22 protein-coding genes and 1 pseudogene are annotated in these 18,556 nt (G+C 67.9%); 4 read left to right on the top strand and 19 right to left on the bottom strand.

All coding sequences use genetic code 11. The annotated features are described in order from the left end of the window. Positions 1–23 precede the first annotated feature (23 nt). The 15 genes and pseudogenes from nuoK to ACIBHX_RS37010 all read right to left on the bottom strand — a co-directional run bounded on the left by nuoK (position 24) and on the right by ACIBHX_RS37010 (position 13,251). Positions 24–320, bottom strand: coding sequence for an NADH-quinone oxidoreductase subunit NuoK (nuoK, locus tag ACIBHX_RS37080; RefSeq protein WP_214327315.1), 297 nt, complete (start codon positions 318–320; stop codon positions 24–26). Beyond that, positions 317–1,081, bottom strand: a complete 765-nt coding sequence (locus tag ACIBHX_RS37075; protein WP_397072100.1) for an NADH-quinone oxidoreductase subunit J — start codon at positions 1,079–1,081, stop codon at positions 317–319. Before ACIBHX_RS37075 ends, nuoK begins: the two co-directional genes overlap by 4 nt. Beyond that, on the bottom strand, positions 1,074–1,589 hold the full coding sequence (gene nuoI, locus ACIBHX_RS37070; RefSeq protein WP_397072099.1) for an NADH-quinone oxidoreductase subunit NuoI: 516 nt from the start codon (positions 1,587–1,589) through the stop codon (positions 1,074–1,076). Before nuoI ends, ACIBHX_RS37075 begins: the two co-directional genes overlap by 8 nt. Further along, the gene (nuoH, locus tag ACIBHX_RS37065) at positions 1,576–2,892 is read right to left on the bottom strand and encodes an NADH-quinone oxidoreductase subunit NuoH (RefSeq protein WP_397072098.1); all 1,317 of its coding nucleotides are present in this window, start codon (positions 2,890–2,892) and stop codon (positions 1,576–1,578) included. Before nuoH ends, nuoI begins: the two co-directional genes overlap by 14 nt. Then, the gene (locus tag ACIBHX_RS37060) at positions 2,889–5,264 is read right to left on the bottom strand and encodes an NADH-quinone oxidoreductase subunit G (RefSeq protein ID WP_397072097.1); all 2,376 of its coding nucleotides are present in this window, start codon (positions 5,262–5,264) and stop codon (positions 2,889–2,891) included. The genes nuoH and ACIBHX_RS37060 overlap by 4 nt, the downstream gene beginning before the upstream one ends. Beyond that, a complete protein-coding gene (gene nuoF / locus ACIBHX_RS37055) occupies positions 5,261–6,568 on the bottom strand; it encodes an NADH-quinone oxidoreductase subunit NuoF (RefSeq protein ID WP_397072096.1) in 1,308 nt (435 codons plus the stop codon). The genes ACIBHX_RS37060 and nuoF overlap by 4 nt, the downstream gene beginning before the upstream one ends. Beyond that, positions 6,547–7,227, bottom strand: a pseudogene (nuoE, locus tag ACIBHX_RS37050) (NADH-quinone oxidoreductase subunit NuoE); the annotation flags it as partial. The gene nuoF and the pseudogene nuoE, both read right to left, overlap by 22 nt. 43 nt (positions 7,228–7,270) lie before the next feature. Then, entirely contained in the window at positions 7,271–8,596 is a 1,326-nt protein-coding gene (locus ACIBHX_RS37045) for an NADH-quinone oxidoreductase subunit D (RefSeq protein ID WP_397072095.1), read from the bottom strand. Then, entirely contained in the window at positions 8,593–9,294 is a 702-nt protein-coding gene (locus ACIBHX_RS37040) for an NADH-quinone oxidoreductase subunit C (protein ID WP_397072094.1), read from the bottom strand. The genes ACIBHX_RS37045 and ACIBHX_RS37040 overlap by 4 nt, the downstream gene beginning before the upstream one ends. Beyond that, on the bottom strand, positions 9,291–9,842 hold the full coding sequence (locus ACIBHX_RS37035) for a NuoB/complex I 20 kDa subunit family protein (protein WP_397072093.1): 552 nt from the start codon (positions 9,840–9,842) through the stop codon (positions 9,291–9,293). Before ACIBHX_RS37035 ends, ACIBHX_RS37040 begins: the two co-directional genes overlap by 4 nt. A gap of 3 nt (positions 9,843–9,845) precedes the next feature. Continuing rightward, positions 9,846–10,241 (bottom strand): NADH-quinone oxidoreductase subunit A, encoded by a 396-nt coding sequence (locus ACIBHX_RS37030; RefSeq protein ID WP_214327305.1) that lies wholly within the window; start codon positions 10,239–10,241, stop codon positions 9,846–9,848. Between the two features lie 76 nt (positions 10,242–10,317). Next, positions 10,318–11,571, bottom strand: a complete 1,254-nt coding sequence (locus tag ACIBHX_RS37025) for a geranylgeranyl reductase family protein (RefSeq protein WP_397072092.1) — start codon at positions 11,569–11,571, stop codon at positions 10,318–10,320. A gap of 183 nt (positions 11,572–11,754) precedes the next feature. Further along, positions 11,755–11,943, bottom strand: coding sequence for a DUF397 domain-containing protein (locus ACIBHX_RS37020; RefSeq protein WP_397072091.1), 189 nt, complete (start codon positions 11,941–11,943; stop codon positions 11,755–11,757). Between the two features lie 174 nt (positions 11,944–12,117). Then, positions 12,118–12,321: a DUF397 domain-containing protein gene (locus tag ACIBHX_RS37015; protein ID WP_397072090.1), complete on the bottom strand. Its 204-nt coding sequence runs from the start codon at positions 12,319–12,321 to the stop codon at positions 12,118–12,120. Between the two features lie 57 nt (positions 12,322–12,378). Continuing rightward, positions 12,379–13,251: a helix-turn-helix domain-containing protein gene (locus tag ACIBHX_RS37010; RefSeq protein ID WP_397072089.1), complete on the bottom strand. Its 873-nt coding sequence runs from the start codon at positions 13,249–13,251 to the stop codon at positions 12,379–12,381. Between the two features lie 271 nt (positions 13,252–13,522). Here ACIBHX_RS37010 and ACIBHX_RS37005 point away from each other — a divergent pair, with 271 nt between their 5' ends. Further along, positions 13,523–14,209, top strand: coding sequence for a hypothetical protein (locus ACIBHX_RS37005; RefSeq protein ID WP_397072088.1), 687 nt, complete (start codon positions 13,523–13,525; stop codon positions 14,207–14,209). Here the strand turns inward: ACIBHX_RS37005 and ACIBHX_RS37000 are convergent. After that, the gene (locus ACIBHX_RS37000) at positions 14,196–14,912 is read right to left on the bottom strand and encodes a demethylmenaquinone methyltransferase (protein WP_397072087.1); all 717 of its coding nucleotides are present in this window, start codon (positions 14,910–14,912) and stop codon (positions 14,196–14,198) included. The genes ACIBHX_RS37005 and ACIBHX_RS37000 overlap by 14 nt on opposite strands. A gap of 77 nt (positions 14,913–14,989) precedes the next feature. On the opposite strand from ACIBHX_RS37000, the gene ACIBHX_RS36995 reads away from it, so the two are divergent. Next, positions 14,990–16,174, top strand: coding sequence for a hypothetical protein (locus ACIBHX_RS36995; protein WP_397072086.1), 1,185 nt, complete (start codon positions 14,990–14,992; stop codon positions 16,172–16,174). Here ACIBHX_RS36995 and ACIBHX_RS36990 read toward each other — a convergent pair. Continuing rightward, positions 16,171–16,389 carry a DUF4229 domain-containing protein gene (locus ACIBHX_RS36990; protein ID WP_397072085.1) on the bottom strand — a complete coding sequence of 73 codons (219 nt, stop codon included), beginning with the start codon at positions 16,387–16,389 and terminating at the stop codon, positions 16,171–16,173. The genes ACIBHX_RS36995 and ACIBHX_RS36990 overlap by 4 nt on opposite strands. Before the next feature lie 256 nt (positions 16,390–16,645). Here ACIBHX_RS36990 and ACIBHX_RS36985 point away from each other — a divergent pair, with 256 nt between their 5' ends. After that, complete coding sequence (locus ACIBHX_RS36985) at positions 16,646–16,867, top strand: BldC family transcriptional regulator (protein ID WP_157248821.1); 222 nt, start codon at positions 16,646–16,648, stop codon at positions 16,865–16,867. A gap of 43 nt (positions 16,868–16,910) precedes the next feature. On the opposite strand, the gene ACIBHX_RS36980 is transcribed toward ACIBHX_RS36985, so the two are convergent. After that, entirely contained in the window at positions 16,911–17,153 is a 243-nt protein-coding gene (locus tag ACIBHX_RS36980; RefSeq protein ID WP_397072084.1) for a hypothetical protein, read from the bottom strand. 10 nt (positions 17,154–17,163) lie between these two features. Next, entirely contained in the window at positions 17,164–18,081 is a 918-nt protein-coding gene (locus ACIBHX_RS36975) for a hypothetical protein (protein ID WP_397072083.1), read from the bottom strand. Between the two features lie 123 nt (positions 18,082–18,204). Between ACIBHX_RS36975 and ACIBHX_RS36970 the strand changes: the two genes are divergently transcribed. Further along, positions 18,205–18,495 carry a PLD nuclease N-terminal domain-containing protein gene (locus ACIBHX_RS36970; RefSeq protein ID WP_397072082.1) on the top strand — a complete coding sequence of 97 codons (291 nt, stop codon included), beginning with the start codon at positions 18,205–18,207 and terminating at the stop codon, positions 18,493–18,495. Positions 18,496–18,556 lie beyond the last annotated feature (61 nt).

Below are 18,556 nucleotides of genomic sequence, written 5' to 3'. Positions count from 1 at the left end.
CCTACAGGTTCCACCAGTCACCTCTAGTACTTCAGCAGGTTGGCGTCGTCCACGGACGCCGACCTGCGGGTTCGGAAGATCGTCACGATGATGGCCAGGCCGACCACGACCTCGGCCGCGGCCACGACCATCACGAAGAACGCGATGATCTGGCCCTCCAGGTTGCCGTTCTGCTGGGAGAACGTGACGAACGCGAGGTTGCAGGCGTTGAGCATGAGCTCCACGCACATGAACACCACGATCGCGTTCCGCCTGATCAGCACGCCCAGCGCGCCGATGGCGAACAGCACCCCGGAGAGGATGAGGTACTGCGTGGTCATTTGGCCTCCTCCTCGATCTCGGCGACGTGCTTGACGGCCTCGGCGAGCTTCGGGTCGGCAGGCAGGTGGTCCTTCTCGACGTCGAACCGCGCGATGTAGCGGTTGACCGACTTCTCCGAGACCGTGCCGTCCGGCAGCAGGGCCGGCATGTCGATGGCGTTGCCCCTGGCGTAGGTGCCGGGGCCGGGCAGCGCCGAGGGCTGGTCGCCCAGGAAGCGGGCGCGAGCCAGGTCCTTCTGGGTCGCCTTGGCGGTGAGCCGCTCGCGGTGTGCCAGCACCATCGCGCCGAGCGCGGCGGTGATCAGCAGCGCCGAGGTGATCTCGAAGGCGAAGACGTACTTCGTGAACAGCAGCAGCGCCAGCGTGCGGATGTAGCCGCCCTGCCCGATGGCCCCTGCCAGCCCCGTGGGAGTGGAGAACACCACGTTGCCGATGGCCACGATGAACAGCACCCCGAAGCCGACGGCGGCGAGCGCGGCCCAGAACCGCTGGGCGCGCAGCGTCTCCACGAACGAATCCGAGGAGTCGACACCCACCAGCATGAGCACGAACAGGAACAGCATCATGACCGCGCCGGTGTAGACGATGATCTGTACCGCGGCCAGGAACGGCGCGTTCTGCACGGCGTACAGGACGGCCAGGCACAGCATCACGGTGCCGAGCATCAGCGCCGAGTAGACGGCCTTCCTGTTGAACACCATCCCGAGTGCGGCGGCCACGGAGACGACGGCGAGCACCCAGAAAGTGACTTGCTCACCCATTGGTCCGCCCCAACCGGTAGTAGTCCTCCTCGGTCTCGCCGAGGCGCATGGGGTGCGGAGGCTGCTCCATGCCCTGCGTGAGCGGGGCCAGCAGCATCTCCTTGGTGTAGATCAGGCTCTCGCGGCTGGAATCGGCAAGCTCGTACTCGTTCGTCATGGTGAGCGCACGAGTCGGGCAGGCCTCGATGCAGAGCCCGCACAGAATGCACCGCAGGTAGTTGATCTGGTACGTGCGGCCGTAACGCTCACCCGGGGAGAAGCGCTCCTCGTCGGAGTTGTCCGCCCCCTCGACGTAGATCGCGTCGGCGGGACACGCCCAGGCGCACAGCTCGCACCCGACGCACTTCTCCAGCCCGTCGGGCCAGCGGTTGAGCTGGTGACGACCGTGGAAACGCGGCGCGGTCGGCCTCTTCACCTCGGGGTACTGCGTGGTCGCCCGCGGCTTGAAGATCGTATGGAAGGTGACGCCGAACCCTTTGACCGGGTTCAGCCAATCAGTTAGTCCCACTGGGAACCTCCTTGCGCTGCACCCCGTGGTAGTGCGGCAGATCGAGCGGCGGAACAGGGAATCCGCCGGCGGTCGGCTCGGCGGCGAGCTCTTCGAACTCGGCCTCCGCCTGTGCCTTCTTCGCTTCCCTCTGACGCTGGTTGACGGTGTCGAACCTGAGCCAGATGGCCAGCACACCGACGACGGTGATCACGCCGAGCGTGATGGCCACGCCCGTGCTGCCGGAGAACTCACCGCTCTTGGTGAGGGTGACCGTACGCACAGCCGCGACGAGCAGGATCCACGCCAGGTTGACCGGGATCAGCACCTTCCAGCCCAGCGACATCAGCTGGTCGTAGCGCACACGCGGCAGCGAGGCGCGCACCCAGACGATGAAGCTGAAGGTCAGCACGAACTTGATGAAGAACCAGAGCACCGGCCACCAGCCCTGGTTGGCACCCTCCCACAGCGAGATGGGCCAGGGCGCCCGCCAGCCGCCCAGGAACAGCGTGACCGCGATGGCCGAGGCGGTGAAGGTGTGCAGGTACTCGCCCATCATGATGAGCGCGAACTTCAGCGAGGAGGAGTACTCGGTCTGGAAGCCGCCGACCAGCTCGCCTTCGCCCTCGGGCAGGTCGAACGGGATGCGCGCCGCCTCGCCGAACATGCAGATCACGTAGACGAGGAACGACGGCAGCAGCATCACCACGTACCAGAGCGAGCCCTGGGCGTGCACGATCTCCGAGGTCGACAGCGTCCCGGCGAAGATGAAGACCGCCACGAACGACAGGCCCATCGCGATCTCGTAGGACACGACCTGCGCCGCCGACCTCAGCCCACCGAGCAGCGCGTACGGCGAGCGGGACGACCACCCGGCCACCACCACGCCGTAGACGGAGACGGCGCCCATGGCCAGCATGAACAGCACTGCCACGGGCAGGTCGACCAGCTGCAGCGGCGTGGTGACGCCGAACAGGTTGACCATTCCGGCGAACGGGATGATCGAGAAGGCCAGGAAGGCCGGCACGACCATGATGATCGGGGCCAGCAGGTAGAGCACCTTGTCCACGGTCCGCGGGAAGAGGTCCTCCTTCAGGCCCATCTTCAATCCGTCGGCCACCGATTGCAGCAGGCCGAACTTGCCCGCCCGGTTGGGGCCGACCCGGTTCTGCATCCAGGAGATGAGCTTGCGCTCGTACCAGACGCCGAACAGGACGCCCAGCATCAGGAAGACGAAGAGCATCACGGCCTTGATGATCGTGATCCAGAGAGGATCCTTGCCGAAGTCGGCGAGGGTCGGATCGGCCGCGAGAACGTGGATCATGAGGCGCTCCCGATCGTGACGATGTCGCCGGCCACCGCGCCGAGGTCGCGGGTGACCGAGCAGCCGCCGGAGTTCGCGGGTACCCAGACCACCCGGTCGGGCAGGTCGGCGACGCGGACGGGCAGCGTTACGGTGCCGCCGACGACCACCTTGTCGCCGTCGGAGACGCCGATCTCGGCCGCCGTGCTCTCCGAGAGCAGGGCTTCGGCGGCGCGGGCGGTGCCCGCGAGGTACGGCTCGCCGTCCTGCATGCGGCCCTCGTCGAGCAGCAGGTGCCAACTGGACAGCTGCGCCTCACCCGACATCGGGGCGGACTGCGAGCGGGTGGCGGTCTGGGGCGCGGCCACGCGGGCCCCGCGCCAGGCGCCGATCTCGCTCAGCTCGCGCCGGGCGGCCTTGGCGTCCGGCAGGGCCAGGTGGACGTCCATCTTGTCGGCCACGTTGGCGATCACGGCCAGGTCGCCCTGCAGGCCGGGGACCCGCAGCGGCGCGTCGAACGTGCGGCCGCGGCCCTCCCAGTTGACGAACGTGCCGCTCTTCTCGGCGACCGCCGCGACCGGCAGGACCACGTCGGCCCTGTCGGTGACGGCGCTGGCCCTGATCTCCAGGCTGACGATGAACGGCGTGTTCTCCAGCGCGTCCAGCGCGGCCTGCGGGTTGGGCAGGTCGTAGGGGTCGACGCCGGCGATGACCAGCGCGTCGACGTCGCCGTCGCGGGCGGCGGCCAGGATGCCGGCGGTGTCGCGGCCCAGCGTGTCGGGCAGCGAGGAGACGTTCCAGACGCGAGCGACCTCGGCCCTGGCGGTCTCGTCACCCACCGGGCGGCCGATCGGCAGCAGGTTCGGCAGCGCGCCGGCCTCGACGGCACCGCGCTCGCCCGCCCTGCGCGGGATCCAGGCGAGCCTGGCCCCCGACGCGGCGCTCAGCCGTACCAGGGCGGACAGGGCGCCGGGGACGCCGGCGAGCCGCTCGCCGGCCAGGATGATCGTGCCTTCGGCCAGCGAGCCGACCAGCTCGCCGATCGCGTCGGCCTCGGCGCCCGGGGCGGTGCGGATGAGCGTGCCGCCCATCTTCTCCAGGCCCTTGGTGGCGAACGGCGCGATCGCGCTGACCTTGAGACCGCGCTTGCGCCAGGCCTTGCGCAGGCGCAGGAACACGATCGGCGACTCCTCCTCGGGCTCGAAGCCCACCAGGAGGACCGCCGGGGCCGCCTCGAGGTCGGTGTAGGAGACCTCGATGCCCCTGCCGGCGACCGCGTGCGCGAGGAACTGGGTCTCCTCGGCCGAGTGCGGACGGGCGCGGAAGTCGACGTCGTTGGTGCCGAGCGCGATGCGGGCGAACTTGGCGTAGGCGTAGGCGTCCTCAACCGTGAGCCGTCCGCCGACCAGCACGCCGGCCTTGCCGCGGGCCTTGGCCAGGCCCTCGGCGGCCACGCTCAGCGCCTCCGGCCACGAGGCCGGCTCCAGGACGCCCTCCTCGTTGCGGACCAGCGGCGTCCGCAGGCGGTCGGGCTGCGTGGCGTAGGTGAACGCCCAGCGGCCCTTGTCGCAGTTCCACTCCTCGTTGACCTTGGGGTCGTTGCCCGCCAGGCGGCGGGTGACCCGGCCGCGCCGGTGGTCGGTGCGCAGGTCGCAGCCGGCCGCGCAGTGCTCGCACGCGCTGGGCGTCGACACCAGGTCGAACGGGCGGGCGCGGAAGCGGTAGGCGGCGCCGGTCAGCGCTCCCACCGGGCAGATCTGGATGGTGTTGCCCGCGAAGTAGGACTGGAACGGCTCGCCGTCGGCGACGCCCACCTGCTCCTTGGCCCCGCGCTCGAAGAACTCGATGAACGGGTCACCGGCGATCTGGTCGGAGAAGCGGATACACCGGGCGCACTGCACGCAGCGCTCGCGGTCGAGCAGGACCTGCGTCGACAGCGGCAGCGGCTTGGGGAAGGTGCGCTTGGTCTCCTGGAACCTGGACTCGCCCCTGCCGTTGGACATGGCCTGGTTCTGCAGGGGGCACTCGCCGCCCTTGTCGCAGACCGGGCAGTCGAGCGGGTGGTTGAGCAGCAGGAACTCCATCGCCGCGCGCTGCGCCTTCTCGGCGACCGGCGAGGTGAGCTGGGTCTGCACCACCATGCCCTCGGCGACATCGATCGCGCAGGACGGCTGCGGCTTGGGGAAGCCGCGGCCGTTGCCGGCGTCGGGGATGTCGACCAGGCACTGGCGGCAGTTGGCCGCCGGGTCGAGCAGCGGGTGGTCGCAGAAGCGGGGGATCTGGATCCCCAGCAGCTCGGCCGCCCGGATGATCAGCGTGCCCTTGGGCACGCTCACCTGGAACCCGTCGATCGTGAGGGTCACCAGGTTCGTCTCTGTCTCTACTACGGTCACTGGTCACCCCAGAGAGTGGACTTCTTCGCGTCGAACGGGCAGCCGCCGATCTCGAAGTGCTTGAGGTACTCCTCGCGGAAGTACTTCACCGAGGAGTGGATCGGGCTGGTGGCGCCGTCGCCCAGAGCGCAGAACGAGCGGCCGAGGATGTTGTCGGCGATGTCGGTGATCGTCGACAGGTCCTCCTCGTTGCCCTGGCCCTTCTCCAGTCGCTTGAGCACCTGCTTGAGCCAGTAGGTGCCCTCGCGGCACGGCGTGCACTTGCCGCAGGACTCGTGGGCGTAGAACTCGGTCCAGCGCAGCACGGTCCGCACGACGCAGGTGGTGTCGTCGAAGATCTGCAGGGCCCGGGTGCCGAGCATCGAGCCCTTGGCGCCGACCGCCTCGAAGTCGAGGGGTACGTCCAGGTGCTCGTCGGTGAAGATCGGCGTGGACGAGCCGCCCGGGGTCCAGAACTTGATCTGGTGTCCCGCGCGGATGCCGCCGGCCATGTCGAGCAGCTCGCGCAGCGTGATGCCCAGCGGCGCCTCGTACTGGCCGGGCCGGGTGACGTGGCCGCTCAGCGAGAAGATGCCGAAGCCCTTGGACTTCTCCGTGCCCATCCCGGCGAACCACTCGGCGCCATTGCCGATGATCGAGGGAACACTGGCGATCGACTCCACGTTGTTCACCACAGTGGGCGAGGCGTACAGGCCTGCCACGGCGGGGAAAGGGGGCTTGAGTCGCGGTTGACCTCTGAAGCCCTCCAGCGAGTCGAGCAGCGCCGTCTCCTCGCCGCAGATGTAGGCGCCGGCGCCGCTGTGCACGACCAGTTCGAGGTCGTAGCCGGAGCCGAAGATGTCGTTGCCGAGGTAGCCCTTCTCGTAGGCCTCGCGCACGGCGGCGTGCAGCCGCCGGATGACGTGCAGCACCTCGCCGCGGACGTAGATGAAGGCGTGGTTGGCCCTGATCGCGTACGAGGTGATGATGATGCCCTCGACCAGCGCGTGCGGGTTGGCCATCATCAGCGGGATGTCCTTGCAGGTTCCCGGCTCCGACTCGTCGGCGTTGACGACGAGGTAGTGCGGCTTGCCGTCGCCCTGCGGGATGAAGCCCCACTTCATGCCGGTGGGGAAGCCCGCGCCGCCGCGGCCGCGCAGGCCGGAGTCCTTGACGGCCTGGATGACGGCGTCGGGGTCCATGCCCAGCGCCGTGCGGGCCGCGTCGTACTCGCCGTAGCCCTCCAGCGTGAAGGAGTTCGGCTGGTCCCAGTTGGCGGTAAGTACCGGGGTAAGGGTCGTGGTCACGCTTCCGGCGCCTTCCATCCGTTGGCCTTGGCGAGCTTCAGACCCTCCAGCGACGGGCCGGCGGCCGACGGGCCGTCGCCCGCCAGGTCGTCCGGCAGGCCGGAGAGGACTCGCGAGGCCTCCTTGAACGTGCACAGGCGCTTGGGGCCACGGGTGGGCCGCACGTCCTTGCCGTCACGCAGGTCGTCGACGAGCTGCTTGGCCGACTCGGGGGTCTGGTTGTCGAAGAACTCCCAGTTGACCATCATCACGGGTGCGAAGTCGCAGGCCGCGTTGCACTCGATGCGCTCGAGGGAGACCTTGCCGTCGGAGGTCGCCTCGTCGTGGCCGACACCGACGTGCTCCGACAGCTCCTCCCAGATCTCGTCGCCGCCCATGACGGCGCAGAGCGCGTTGATGCAGACGCCCACGTGGTAGTCGCCGACCGGCTTGCGCTTGTACATGGTGTAGAACGTCGCGACGCCCACCACCTCGGCCTTGCTGAGGCCCAGCATCTCGGCGCAGAACTCCTGCCCGTCGTCGGAGACGTATCCGTCCTCCGACTGCACCAGGTGCAGCAGGGGCAGCAGCGCCGACCGGGTCTTCGGGTAACGCCCGATGATCTCCTTGGCGTCCCTCTCGAGACGCTCACGGATTTCCGGTGTGTACGTCATGATCCCGCCTCCGGCGTGCTCATGACGTAAAACGTGCTGTGCTTACTGGTTCGCTCGCGGAGCTCGCTCACCTGTCCACACCTCCCATGACGGGGTCGATAGATGCCACCGCGGCGATCACGTCGGCGATCTGGCCGCCCTCCGCCATCGCGGGGAAGCTCTGCAGGTTCACGAAGGACGGCTCACGGAAGTGCACGCGGTAGGGCCGGGTGCCGCCGTCGGAGACGACGTACGCGCCCAGCTCGCCCTTCGGCGACTCGATCGAGGCGTAGGCCTGTCCGGCCGGCACCCTGAAGCCCTCGGTCACCAGCTTGAAGTGGTGGATGAGGGCCTCCATGGAGCTGCCCATGATGTGCGCGATGTGGTCGGGCGAGTTGCCGAAGCCGTCGGGGCCCAGCGCGAGCTGCGCCGGCCAGCCGATCTTCTTGTCCTCGACCATGACCGGGTCGCCCTTGAGTGGGCCGGCGAGCTTGTCCAGCGCCTGCTCGATGATCTTGAGGGACTCCTCCATCTCGGCCATGCGGACGAGGTAGCGGGAGTACACGTCGCAGCCGCGCTGGGTCGGCACGTCGAACTGGTAGTCCTCGTAGCCGCAGTATGGCTGCGACTTGCGCAGGTCCCACGGCAGGCCGGCGGCGCGCAGGATCGGGCCGGTGACGCCGAGTGCCATGCAGCCGGTCAGGTCGAGGTAGGCCACGTCCCTGGTGCGGCGCACGTAGACCGGGTTCTCGTCGAGGAGCTTGCGGATGTCCTTGATCCGCTTGGGCATCTCCTTGAGGAACTCGCCCACCTTGTCGACCGCGCCCGCGGGCAGGTCGACGCTCACGCCGCCCGGCCGTACGTAGGCGTGGTTCATGCGCAGGCCGGTGATGTACTCGAACAGGTCCATGATCAGCTCGCGGTCGCGGTAGCCGAACAGGAACGGCGTGGTCGCGCCCAGCTCCATGCCGAACGTGCCCATCGCGACCAGGTGCGAGGAGATGCGGTTGAGCTCCATCATCATCACGCGGATGGCCTGGGCCCTGGCCGGCACCTTGTCCTCGATGCCGAGCAGCTTCTCCACACCGAGGCAGTAGGCCGTCTCGTTGAAGATCGGCGACAGGTAGTCCATCCGGGTCACGAACGTCGTGCCCTGGGTCCAGGTGCGGAACTCCAGGTTCTTCTCGATGCCCGTGTGCAGGTAGCCGATGACGCTGCGGGCCTCGGTGACCGTCTCGCCGTCAAGCGTGAGCACCAGGCGGAGCACGCCGTGCGTGGACGGGTGCTGCGGGCCCATGTTGACGACCAGGCGCTCTTCCTCGGTGTCGCGCACGCTGCTGACGACCTGGTCCCAGTCGGCGCCGGTGACGGAGTAGACCTTGCCCTCGGTGGCCTCGTCGTAGCCAGTGGTCATGAGTACGACCTCCTCTCATCGGGCGCGGGAATGGTGGCACCGCGGTACTCGACCGGGATGCCGCCCAGCGGGTAGTCCTTGCGCTGCGGGTGGCCGTCCCAGTCGTCCGGCATCATGATCCTGGTCAGCGCGGGGTGACCGTCGTAGATGATGCCGAAGAAGTCGTAGGTCTCACGCTCGTGCCAGTCGTTGGTCGGGTAGACGCCGACGGTCGAGGGGATGTGCGGGTCGGCGTCCGGGCAGCTGGTCTCGACGCGCACCCGGCGGTTGTGGGTGATCGAGAGCAGGTGGATGACCGAGTGCAGCTCCTCGCCCTGCAGGTGCGGGTAGTGCACGCCGGAGACGCCCAGGCACATCTCGAAGCGCAGCGCCGGCTCGTCGCGCAGCTTCTTGCAGACCTCGACCAGGCGCTCGCGCTTGACGTGCAGGGTCAGCTCGCCCCTGTCGACGACCACGCGCTCGACGGCGTCGTCGAGGGCCAGGGTGTCGACCAGCTCGTCGAAGTAGCCGCCGTACGGCCGCGGCGTGCTCAGCGGCGGCGGACGACGGACGACCAGCCCGCCGTACCCGGAGGTGTCACCCGAGTCGTGCGCGCCGAACATGCCGTGCCGCGCGATGGGCGCCTCGGGCAGGGCAGGCACCGACGTCTCGGGCACTTCGGCGTCCGGGCTCTCGGGAAGATTGTCAGGCGAAGTCACTTGACCGCCCCCTGGTCGATCAGCGGAAGCGTGCGCAGCGCCTGCAGTTCGAGCTCGTCGATCTGCTTGGCGCGGTGGGCGCCGAACTTCATGTTCTGGATCTTGTCGTGCAGCTTCACGATCGAGTCGATCAGCATCTCCGGCCGCGGCGGGCAGCCGGGCAGGTAGATGTCGACCGGGACGATGTGGTCCACGCCCTGCACGATGGCGTAGTTGTTGAACATGCCGCCGCTGGAGGCGCACACGCCCATCGAGATGACCCACTTGGGCTCGGCCATCTGGTCGTAGATCTGGCGCAGCACCGGCGCCATCTTCTGCGACACGCGACCGGCGACGATCATCAGGTCGGCCTGGCGAGGAGACGCCGAAGCGCGCTCCATGCCGAAGCGCGCCAGGTCGTAGTGGGGGCCACCGGTGGCCATCAGCTCGATGGCGCAACATGCCAGGCCGAAGGTCGCCGGCCACACCGAGTTCTTCCGCGCCCAGCCCGCGGCCTGTTCGACCGTGGTGAGGATGAACCCACTCGGGAGTTTCTCTTCAAGTCCCATTTTCTAGTCCCAGTCCAGACCCTTGCGGCGCCACACGTATGCGTAGGCCACGAGCACGGTGGCGATGAACAGCAGCATCTCGACAAGCGCGAAGATCCCGAGGCCGGAGGAGATCACGGAGCCCGCGTCGTTCTTGAGCGGGGCGAAGGAGACCGCCCACGGGTAGAGGAAAATGATCTCGATGTCGAACACGATGAAAAGCATCGCGGTGATCATGTATTTCAGCGGGAACCGTCCGCCACCGACAGGCTGGGGCGTCGGCTCGATGCCGCATTCGTAGGCGTCAAGCTTGGCGCGGTTCCAGCGCTTGGGACCGGTGAAAGGGGCGATGGCGACCGAGAAGATCGCGAAGCCCCCGGCGAGAACGGCGAGCACCAGGATGGGCACGTACAGGTCCATCGCTACGCCTCCTCTTGCATCGCCACGCGCGAGGGCGCGCAGTCTGAGCTGTAAGTTTGCCTGCAGTTTCTGACATTCATGCTGGTGGGGCGACCTTTGAAAGAGCGTTGATGATCCTGTCCGACGCATCGCCTCGCCGGTCGGTGAGATTACCAAGGAGCTTCAGCGCGAAGCGCATCAGCCTCGGATGAGGCAGGCCATGCCGCGTGCCGAAGCTCATCACCCCCGGTCTTCCAATCGCCTCGACGAACAACCTGCCCAGGGTGAAGTAGCCGCCGTAGGCGTCTTTCAGCACTTGAGGATATGTCCGCAGGATGCGTTCTTGTTGCGCGGGAGTGGTTCCGCGCAGCGCCTTGGCGATCGTCTCCGCCGCGATCTCGCCGGTTTCCATGGCGTAGGCGATGCCCTCGCCGTTGAACGGGTTGATCGCACCGCCGGAGTCGCCCACCAGCACCAGGCCACGCGTGTAGTGCGGCTGCCTGTTGAAGGCCATCGGAAGGGCGGCGCCGCGGACCGGGGCCGTCATGTTCTCCTCGGTGAACCCCCACTCGGCGGGCATGTTCTTGGTCCACCGGCGCAGCAGGTCGCGGTAGTCCACGTTCTTGAAGCGGGCGCTGGTGTTGAGCAGCCCCAGCCCGACGTTGGCGGTGCCGTCGCCGACGCCGAACACCCACCCGTACCCGGGCAGCAGCTGGTCCTCGGTCCACAGCTCCAGCCAGATCTCGAGGTACTCATCGTCGTGGCGGGGGCTCTCGTAGTAGGTCCGCACAGCTACGCCCATCGGGCGGTCTTCCCGCTTGTGCAGGCCCATGCCCAGGGCCAGGCGGGTGCTGTTGCCGTCGGCGGCCACCACCAGGCGGCTGCGGAACTCGCGGCCGTCCTTCGTCGTCACGCCCACGATGTGGCCGCTGCGGTCGTCGAGGATCGGGCCGGTGACGGTGACGCCCTCCATCAGCCGCACGCCGTTCTTGACCGCGTTGGCGGCGATGATCTCGTCGAAGTCCTTGCGCGGGCGCACCAGGCCGAAGTCGGGGAAGCGGTCGAGCTTGGGCCAGTCGAGGTCGAAGCGGTGCCCGCCGCCGACGACCCGCAGCCCCTTGTTCCTGACCCAACCCGGGGCATCGATGTCGACGCCCATGTTGAGCAACTGCTTGACGGCCCTCGGGGTCAACCCGTCGCCGCAGACCTTCTCCCTGGGGAAGCTGGTCTTCTCCAGCACCAGCACATCCAGCCCGGTCTGGGCGAGATAAAAGGCGGTTGCGGAACCTGCGGGACCGGCGCCGACGACGATGACGTCGGCGTCAGCCTGTGTGGCTGCTGGCACGGTCACTGGACTGTCCTGCCCTACACGCTCGAAGGCCTCGGGGTGTGGCGCCTTCGTTCCTTTGTGAACCCCTTCACAAACTTGTCGGCCCGCAGTCTAGCGCTTTTCCAGGACAAAGTGGCAGCCGGGGTCCGGCTCCAGGCACACAGAAGGCCCCCCGTTTTGGACGGAGGACCTGGCACCGCTGACTCAGACCTCGAACTCGCTGTTGCGAACACCTGCCAAGAAGGCCCGCCACTCACCCGGGGTGAAGGTCAGCAGGGGTCCGCCCGGATTCTTGGAGTCCCGGATCAACACCTCACCCGTCGCTCCCCTGGCGAACTCCACACACTCGCCCGCGCCGGCGCTGAAGCTGCTCTTACGCCAGGGTTCCGACATCGGACGTGCTCCCTCAAGGAATGTGCTGCGCGGGAAGAAAGCACCAACGACATCAGGTAACGAACACGACACGATCACCAGCGCGTCACAGTCCCGCATACGACATGGCGAACGCTAGCAGTAGCATTCCACTGACGAAGCGTTATCAAAGCAAAGCACGGGATATCGTCGGGCCTAATCGGCATCAAGCTGAGCGAGTTCGAACTCCTCGCCGTGGACACCATCCAGGAACGCGGCCCACTCGCGGCGGGTGAACACCAGCACGTGCCCGTCCTGGTCGCGCGAGTGCCGCACACCGATGCTTCCATCAGCGAGGCGCGCGACCTCGACACACTCTCCCGCTCCAATGCTTCGACTGCTCTTGCGCCATCTGATCATGCAGCGGTCCTCACCTAGGGGGGCTAAGTCTCCTCATTCCCCGAAAACGAGAAATGTCTACATTCCCGCGAGTGAGGCGATGAACTCCCTGGACGCCTCGTCGTCCAGCGCGGCGTCCAGCAGGCGATCGAAGACGAGGGAGTACTGGTAGACGGTCTGCTCGTCGTCGGAGGGCGCGGTCGGCGGATAGTTCTCGAAATAGATGACGTCCTGCGACAGTGACCCCAGGACGGGCACCGAGGGGAACGACATGATCATGAAGTTGTTGATGTCCAACGGGTGTGGCTGATCGAGCTTCAGGACGCGGATCGTCACATTGGGCAGCTCGCTCAGCTTGACCAGGTGACGAAGCTGATCGGCCATCAGCGTCTCGTCGATGCGGCCGAATTGCCGCTCCAGGACCGAATCCTCGAGCACGGCGGCCACCCTCAGCGGATCGTCACCCGTCAGCCGGCGTTGCCGCCGCATCCTCGCCTCGACCCTCCGGTCGACCCACTTGGGCGGGATCATCTCCATGGACTGGTAGAGGTAGCCGAGCTGGGCGGCGTAGGCACGGGTCTGGAGCAGGCCGGGGATCAGGGTGGCATGCCAGGTTTTGACCTGCACCGCCCCGGCCTCCATGCCGAACAGCTCGATCACCGGCTCGGACAGCACGTCGGCGTAGGAGTCCCACCAGGCCCGGCCCTCGGTGTCGACGAGGGACAGCAGCAGCCCGCCGAGGTCGGACGGCGCGCCGTAGTGCTTGAGGAGTTTCTCGACGTCCTTGGCGGTGGGGGCCACCTGGCCGTTCTCCATGCGGGAGATCTTGGAGGTGGACCAGCGCAGGGCCTTGGCCACCTGCACGCCGTTCAGGCCCACATCCTCGCGTAGCCGCCGGAGCTCGGCGGCGAGCTTGCGGCGGCGGAGTGTCGGGCTGCCTTCGGCGATCACCCGTTCTCCTCTCGCGAAACCTGGTGAGTATGCCCACTCCTCGTCGGTGGCAATCCTCGCCGGGAAGAGCATGTTCCGTCCCGGAAAGAGTCCCTCTACTCATCCCTGCGGGAATTGCACGGGGCCTTTCTCCGGCACATCCTGAGAGTAGCCCGCCACACCCACAGGCAGGCAAGCAATGAAGCCGAGATGAGACATCGGCTCTGAGCAACGGTGCCCAGGGTCCCGCAGCACCCACGTCAGCAACCCTGACAGGACATCGGAGCCGCGCATGAACAACGGCATCAGGCAGCTGGGCGCGCAGGTCGACGCCAGGATCTGGCGGCGGGACGACGCGTTCGCCCGCGAGCGTGACTGGCAGGTCGGCAAGAGGTCATGGGGCGGGCGGCGCTACCGCGATCCCCGCTTCGACGACCTTCCGGATCTCCGGCGAGCCGAAGGAGCAGGAGGCGGGTCGGAGCCGCCGAACCGGTTCATCGCCGGGGACGGCTTCCCGCGCAACCATCCACGGATCCCGCGGGCGCGGGATCTGATCGCTTTCGTCGGGATGCTGTGGCGGTGGCGGGTCGAGCTCGCCGTACCGCTGGTGGCCATCCCGCTGGTGGACTGGATCGGACCGCACGCCGCGGTGATCGTCGGCGGCACGTCCGCGCTGGCGGGCGCCGTCATCCCGCCGCTGAAGCGGCTGGCCGGGCGGCTGGTCGTGCGGCACAGGTTCCAGGGGCTGTGCCTGCGGACCTCGTTACGCACGGCGGCGGGCCGGCTGCCGCTGGTCGTCCAGACCAGCAGCACGCGCGAGGGCATGGTGATGCTGATCTGGCTGCGGTCGGGGATGAGCGTGGAGCTGTTCGAGGACTACATCCCCGAGATCAAGGTCGCCTGTTTCGCCCGCGAGGTGCGGATCTTCCCGCACTACCGCTGGCCGCACCTGCTCACCATGGAGCTCATTCGGGCTTGAAGGCCCGGTGGAGCGCCACGATGCCGAGCGTGAGGTTGCGCCAGGCGACCCGCTCCCAGCCGGCGTCCTGGATCGTGCGGGCGAGCGTCGGCTGGTCGGGCCAGTCTCTGATCGACTCGGCCAGGTACGCGTAGGAGTCGTCGTTGGAGCCGAACAGCTTGGCCACCTGGGGCAGCAGGCGCATCAGGTATTCGCGGTAGACCACGTCGAAGGCCTTCACCGTGACGTGCGAGAACTCCAGGATCACCAGGCGGCCGCCCGGCCTGGTCACCCGGAGCATCTCGCGCAGCGCCTGCCGGGTGTCGTGCACGTTGCGCAGCGCCACCGAGATCGTCACCGCGTCGAAGGCGTTGTCGGCGAACGGCAGCCGCAGCGCGTCACCCGCCACGAACGGGATGCCGGGCCCGGTCAGCGAGTTGCCGCCGTGGCGTGCCACCCCCGTCCTGAGCATGCCGAGCGAGAAGTCCGAGGCGATCGCCCTGGCGCCGAACTCGGTGAAGCTGTCGGTCGACGTCCCGGTGCCCGCGCCCAGGTCCAGCACCACCTCGCCGGGACCCGCGTCGACCGCGGCAGCCGTCGCCTTGCGCCACAACCGCACCTGGCCCAGCGAGATCACGTCATTGACCAGGTCGTACCGCCGGGCCGTGCGATCGAACATCGCGGCGACCTCGTGTGGCTGCTTGTCCAGTTGAGCGCGCGTCATGCCCCAAGCCTAGGGCTATCCGCACAATCAACGGAAAGTAGCGACCTCATTACCCAGAGTCTGCTAAAACTTGGCGGATGTTTGCCCGTGTCACCCTTGCGGCGATCATCGCCCTGGCCCCCGTCGCGCAGCAGCGCGTCGTCTCGGCCGACCCGGTGGACTACACCCCTCACGTGCTCGACGGCATCGTCAACGCCATCGCGCTGGTCGGCGGTACCGTCGTGGTCGGCGGGTCCTTCACCGAAGTGGCCGACTCCTCGCGGAGGACGACGTTCGACCGCGACTACCTGTTCGCCTTCGACCTGGCCACCGGCCGGGTCCTGACCGGCTTCGAGCCGGACCTCGACGGTCCGGTGTACGGCCTGGCCGCCGGACCCGGCGGCACCGTCTACGTGGGCGGCGACTTCTCCGGCTCGCTGACCCGGCTCAGCCTCACGGACGGCTCCGCCGTACCGGGGTTCGAGCCGAGGATCAGCGGCGGGATGGTCACGACGCTCGCCCGGAGCGGGTCGCAGTTGTACGCCGGCGGCGACTTCACGCGGCCGCGCACGGCGCTGGCGCGGCTGGACGCGACCACGGGCGCGGCCGACCCGCGCTTCACGGTGACGCCCGGCGCACCGCTGACCCCCAGGGCCAAGGTCTACGCGCTCGCGGTGAGCGGCGACCGGCTCGTGGTCGACGGCAGCTTCACCACGCTGGCAGGCAAGTCCAGGCCACAGCTCGGCGTGATCGACACGGCCACGGGCAAGGTCGCCGACTGGCGCACGGAGGCCTACATCCCGAAGTGCATGGACACGTTCCCGTCCTACGTGCGCGGGCTGGACCTGTCACCCGACGGGCGCTATTTCGTGGTGGTCAGCACCGGCGGTCCACGGGGAGGCGCGCGGCTGTGCGACAGCGCGGTCAGGTTCGAGACCCATGCCACGGGTCAGCGGATCACGCCGACGTGGGTCAACAAGACGGGCGGCGACTCGCTCTACGCGGTCAGCGCGACCGGCGCGGCGGTATACGTCGGAGGACACCAGCGCTGGATGAACAACCCGCTCGGCCACGACTCGGCGGGGCCCGGAGCGGTGCCGCGGGAAGGCATCGCGGCGCTTGATCCGCGCACGGGAAAGGCGCTCAGCTGGAATCCGGGACGGGAGCGCGGCATCGGCGTCAAAGCGTTTTCGGCGCACAGTGGCGGGCTACTCGTTGGTAGCGACACAACGCGACTCGGACGGGAGTACCATGCCCGTCTTGGCATGTTCCCCCTGCCCTAGTCGTCGCTCGGCTTCGGCCGGTCGACCTTGTCGCTGATGCGCGTGCTCACGGCGTCGCGCTGCTTGGACAGCAGGACATAGCTGGCTATGCCGCTGATCACGAAGGACACCACGATCAGCAGAAGCCAGTTTTGCAGGCCAAGCAGGTAGAGCACACCGAAGGCCACGGCAAACAGGCCGATCCGCGACGCGGTGTAAACGAGAACGGGATGCACAGCTCGAGATTACCCGCAAGGGCGATCGGGGCGCTCTTCGCATCAGGCGCGAGCGCTGCTACTGTTCCCAGTCAGGGAGTTTCGTAAAGAAACACCCACGAGAGCCCCAAAGAGGCTCTATCATATAACAATCGGGCAGTCAGCTGATAACAACCCGTGATCTTTGTAGAAAACCACGGATAAATCAGGCTTCGCTCGACACACTGGTTACCTGTCCGCCCGCTGGCAGGAAGCGGGATGCGAGGGGGAGAGATTGGTGGAGAGTAGCAGCGAGCGTCTGCTGACCCCAGGAGAGGTTGCCGCCCTCTTCCGGGTAGACCCAAAGACGGTTACACGCTGGGCTGCGGCAGGCCGCATCAGTAGTATCCGCACCCCCGGAGGGCACCGGCGGTTCCGCGAGTCGGAAGTGCACGCCCTTCTCCGCGGCGAGGACGTTCTGACGGCCGAAAGGCCGGCAGGGGAGTCCCCGCGCGTGTGACGTTCCACCGGTCGGTGGTCCTTGTTCGGATCACCGGCCTACGTCATGCGCCCTCCTCCCGCGTCTTGAACGCCAGGAACTCTCGTTCCAGCTCGTCGTTGTCCGCCTGCCATCTGCTGCGGCGCTCCTCCGCCTCCTCCTCGGTGATCGACTCCGACAGCCACTGCTCATAGCCGGGATCGCCGGGCGCGAGTTCCACGTACGCGTTCCCCAGCAGGCGCCCATCTTCGCTGGTCAGGCTCTGCGGCACGCGCAGCGTCCCGTCAGCGAGCCGGATCACGTACATGGCTGATCACCTAGATTCCGTAGCGCCGGTTGAAGAACAGCATGACGTTGAGCGCCATCCGCGTGTCACCACCCAGCATGTCGACCAGCGCGGGACGCTGCCGCGAGACGATCGCGGCGAAGGCGTCCGCGAAGAACTCCTTGCGCCCCAGCCCGCCGCCCTGCCGGTGGAAAGCCGAGGCCAGCAGGGGCGTGACGTGCTCGTAGAGTGCCACGAACTCCGGTGAGTCCGAAACCCAGTCGCCGTGGGCCGAGTCGAGGTCGTCGACGGCATGGCCCACCTCGTGCATCATCACGTCCGGCGTGGGCGACGGCCGGTCGCCCACCACGATCTTCCTGTCGCCGTAGGCTCCTGCGCAGATGTCCCACGTAGCCCTCCCAGAGGGCAGCGGAGCGCCGCGCAGGTAACCCATGTCGTCGAGGTCCGGAACGCCCCCCGCGCCCACGTAGATGCCTTCCAGGCCCGCGGCGAGCATGTCCTTCAGCCTGTCGGGCAGCCTGGCCAGGCTTTCCACGGCCCGGACGGCGTCGGCCGAGGGCGGACCGTTGCGGGCGTCCCACTGGCGGTGCAGGACCTGCTCCAGCTTGCCGCAGTGGCGTAAGCCGTCGCCCTGCGCGGGCGCCTCCGGCCTGTTCGGCTGCGCGCGCGGCCGAACGTCGTCCAGCTCGAAGTCCTGCCAGGTGTACTGCGGCCGGTCCACCACCGAGGCCGACAGCCGTTCCGCGCGGTTCGTCCGCTCGGGCAGCTCGCCCGGCCACGACCTGCGCCTGTCCTTGGGCTGCTGGGACGGCCGCTCCTTGGGGCGCTCGTCCGCCCAGAACGACCGGTAGGCGTCGGGCGGCGCCTCGTTGCGCCGGGAGAAGAGGTACGAACCGCGCCGCCACCAACGACCCCGCCGATGGCGGCCCTTGTCGCTAGAAAACGCCATCGCACCCCTCAGCGCCATCCCACCCCTGGACCGGTTCCACGGTACGTCGCAGATCTTCCGCAGTCACCCGAAACAGGACATCGGTAAAGCACGATCACGACGCGAATGACTTACAGTTCGGGCATGGCAGGTGTCGTTATCGGCCTGGCTCTGCTGGCCTTCTGGCTGTACTCGCTGTTCGACGTCATCACCACCCCGGAGGACGAGGTCAGGAACGTACCAAAGAGCGTCTGGGTCCTGACGGTGGCCCTGGTGCCGCTGCTCGGCGGCATCATCTGGCTCATGCGAGGCCGCCCCCGCGACGCCCGCGAGACCTGGTCCGTCCCCTCGGCCCAGCCCGCCCCCAAGGGCCCCGACGACGACCCCGAATTCCTCCGCGAACTAGACCGCCGCCTCCGCGACGACGACCACTGACTTCTTCTTCTCTCTCATTGGCAGCATCTTCTTGTACGGCAAGCCACCAACCGCCCCCCGC

Origin of the sequence: Nonomuraea sp. NPDC050536 (assembly GCF_044457685.1) — a bacterium.
Classification (GTDB): Bacteria; Actinomycetota; Actinomycetes; order Streptosporangiales; family Streptosporangiaceae; genus Nonomuraea.
The sequence above is the reverse complement of the archived record's forward strand: the minus strand, read 5'-3'. Positions and strand labels throughout refer to the sequence as shown.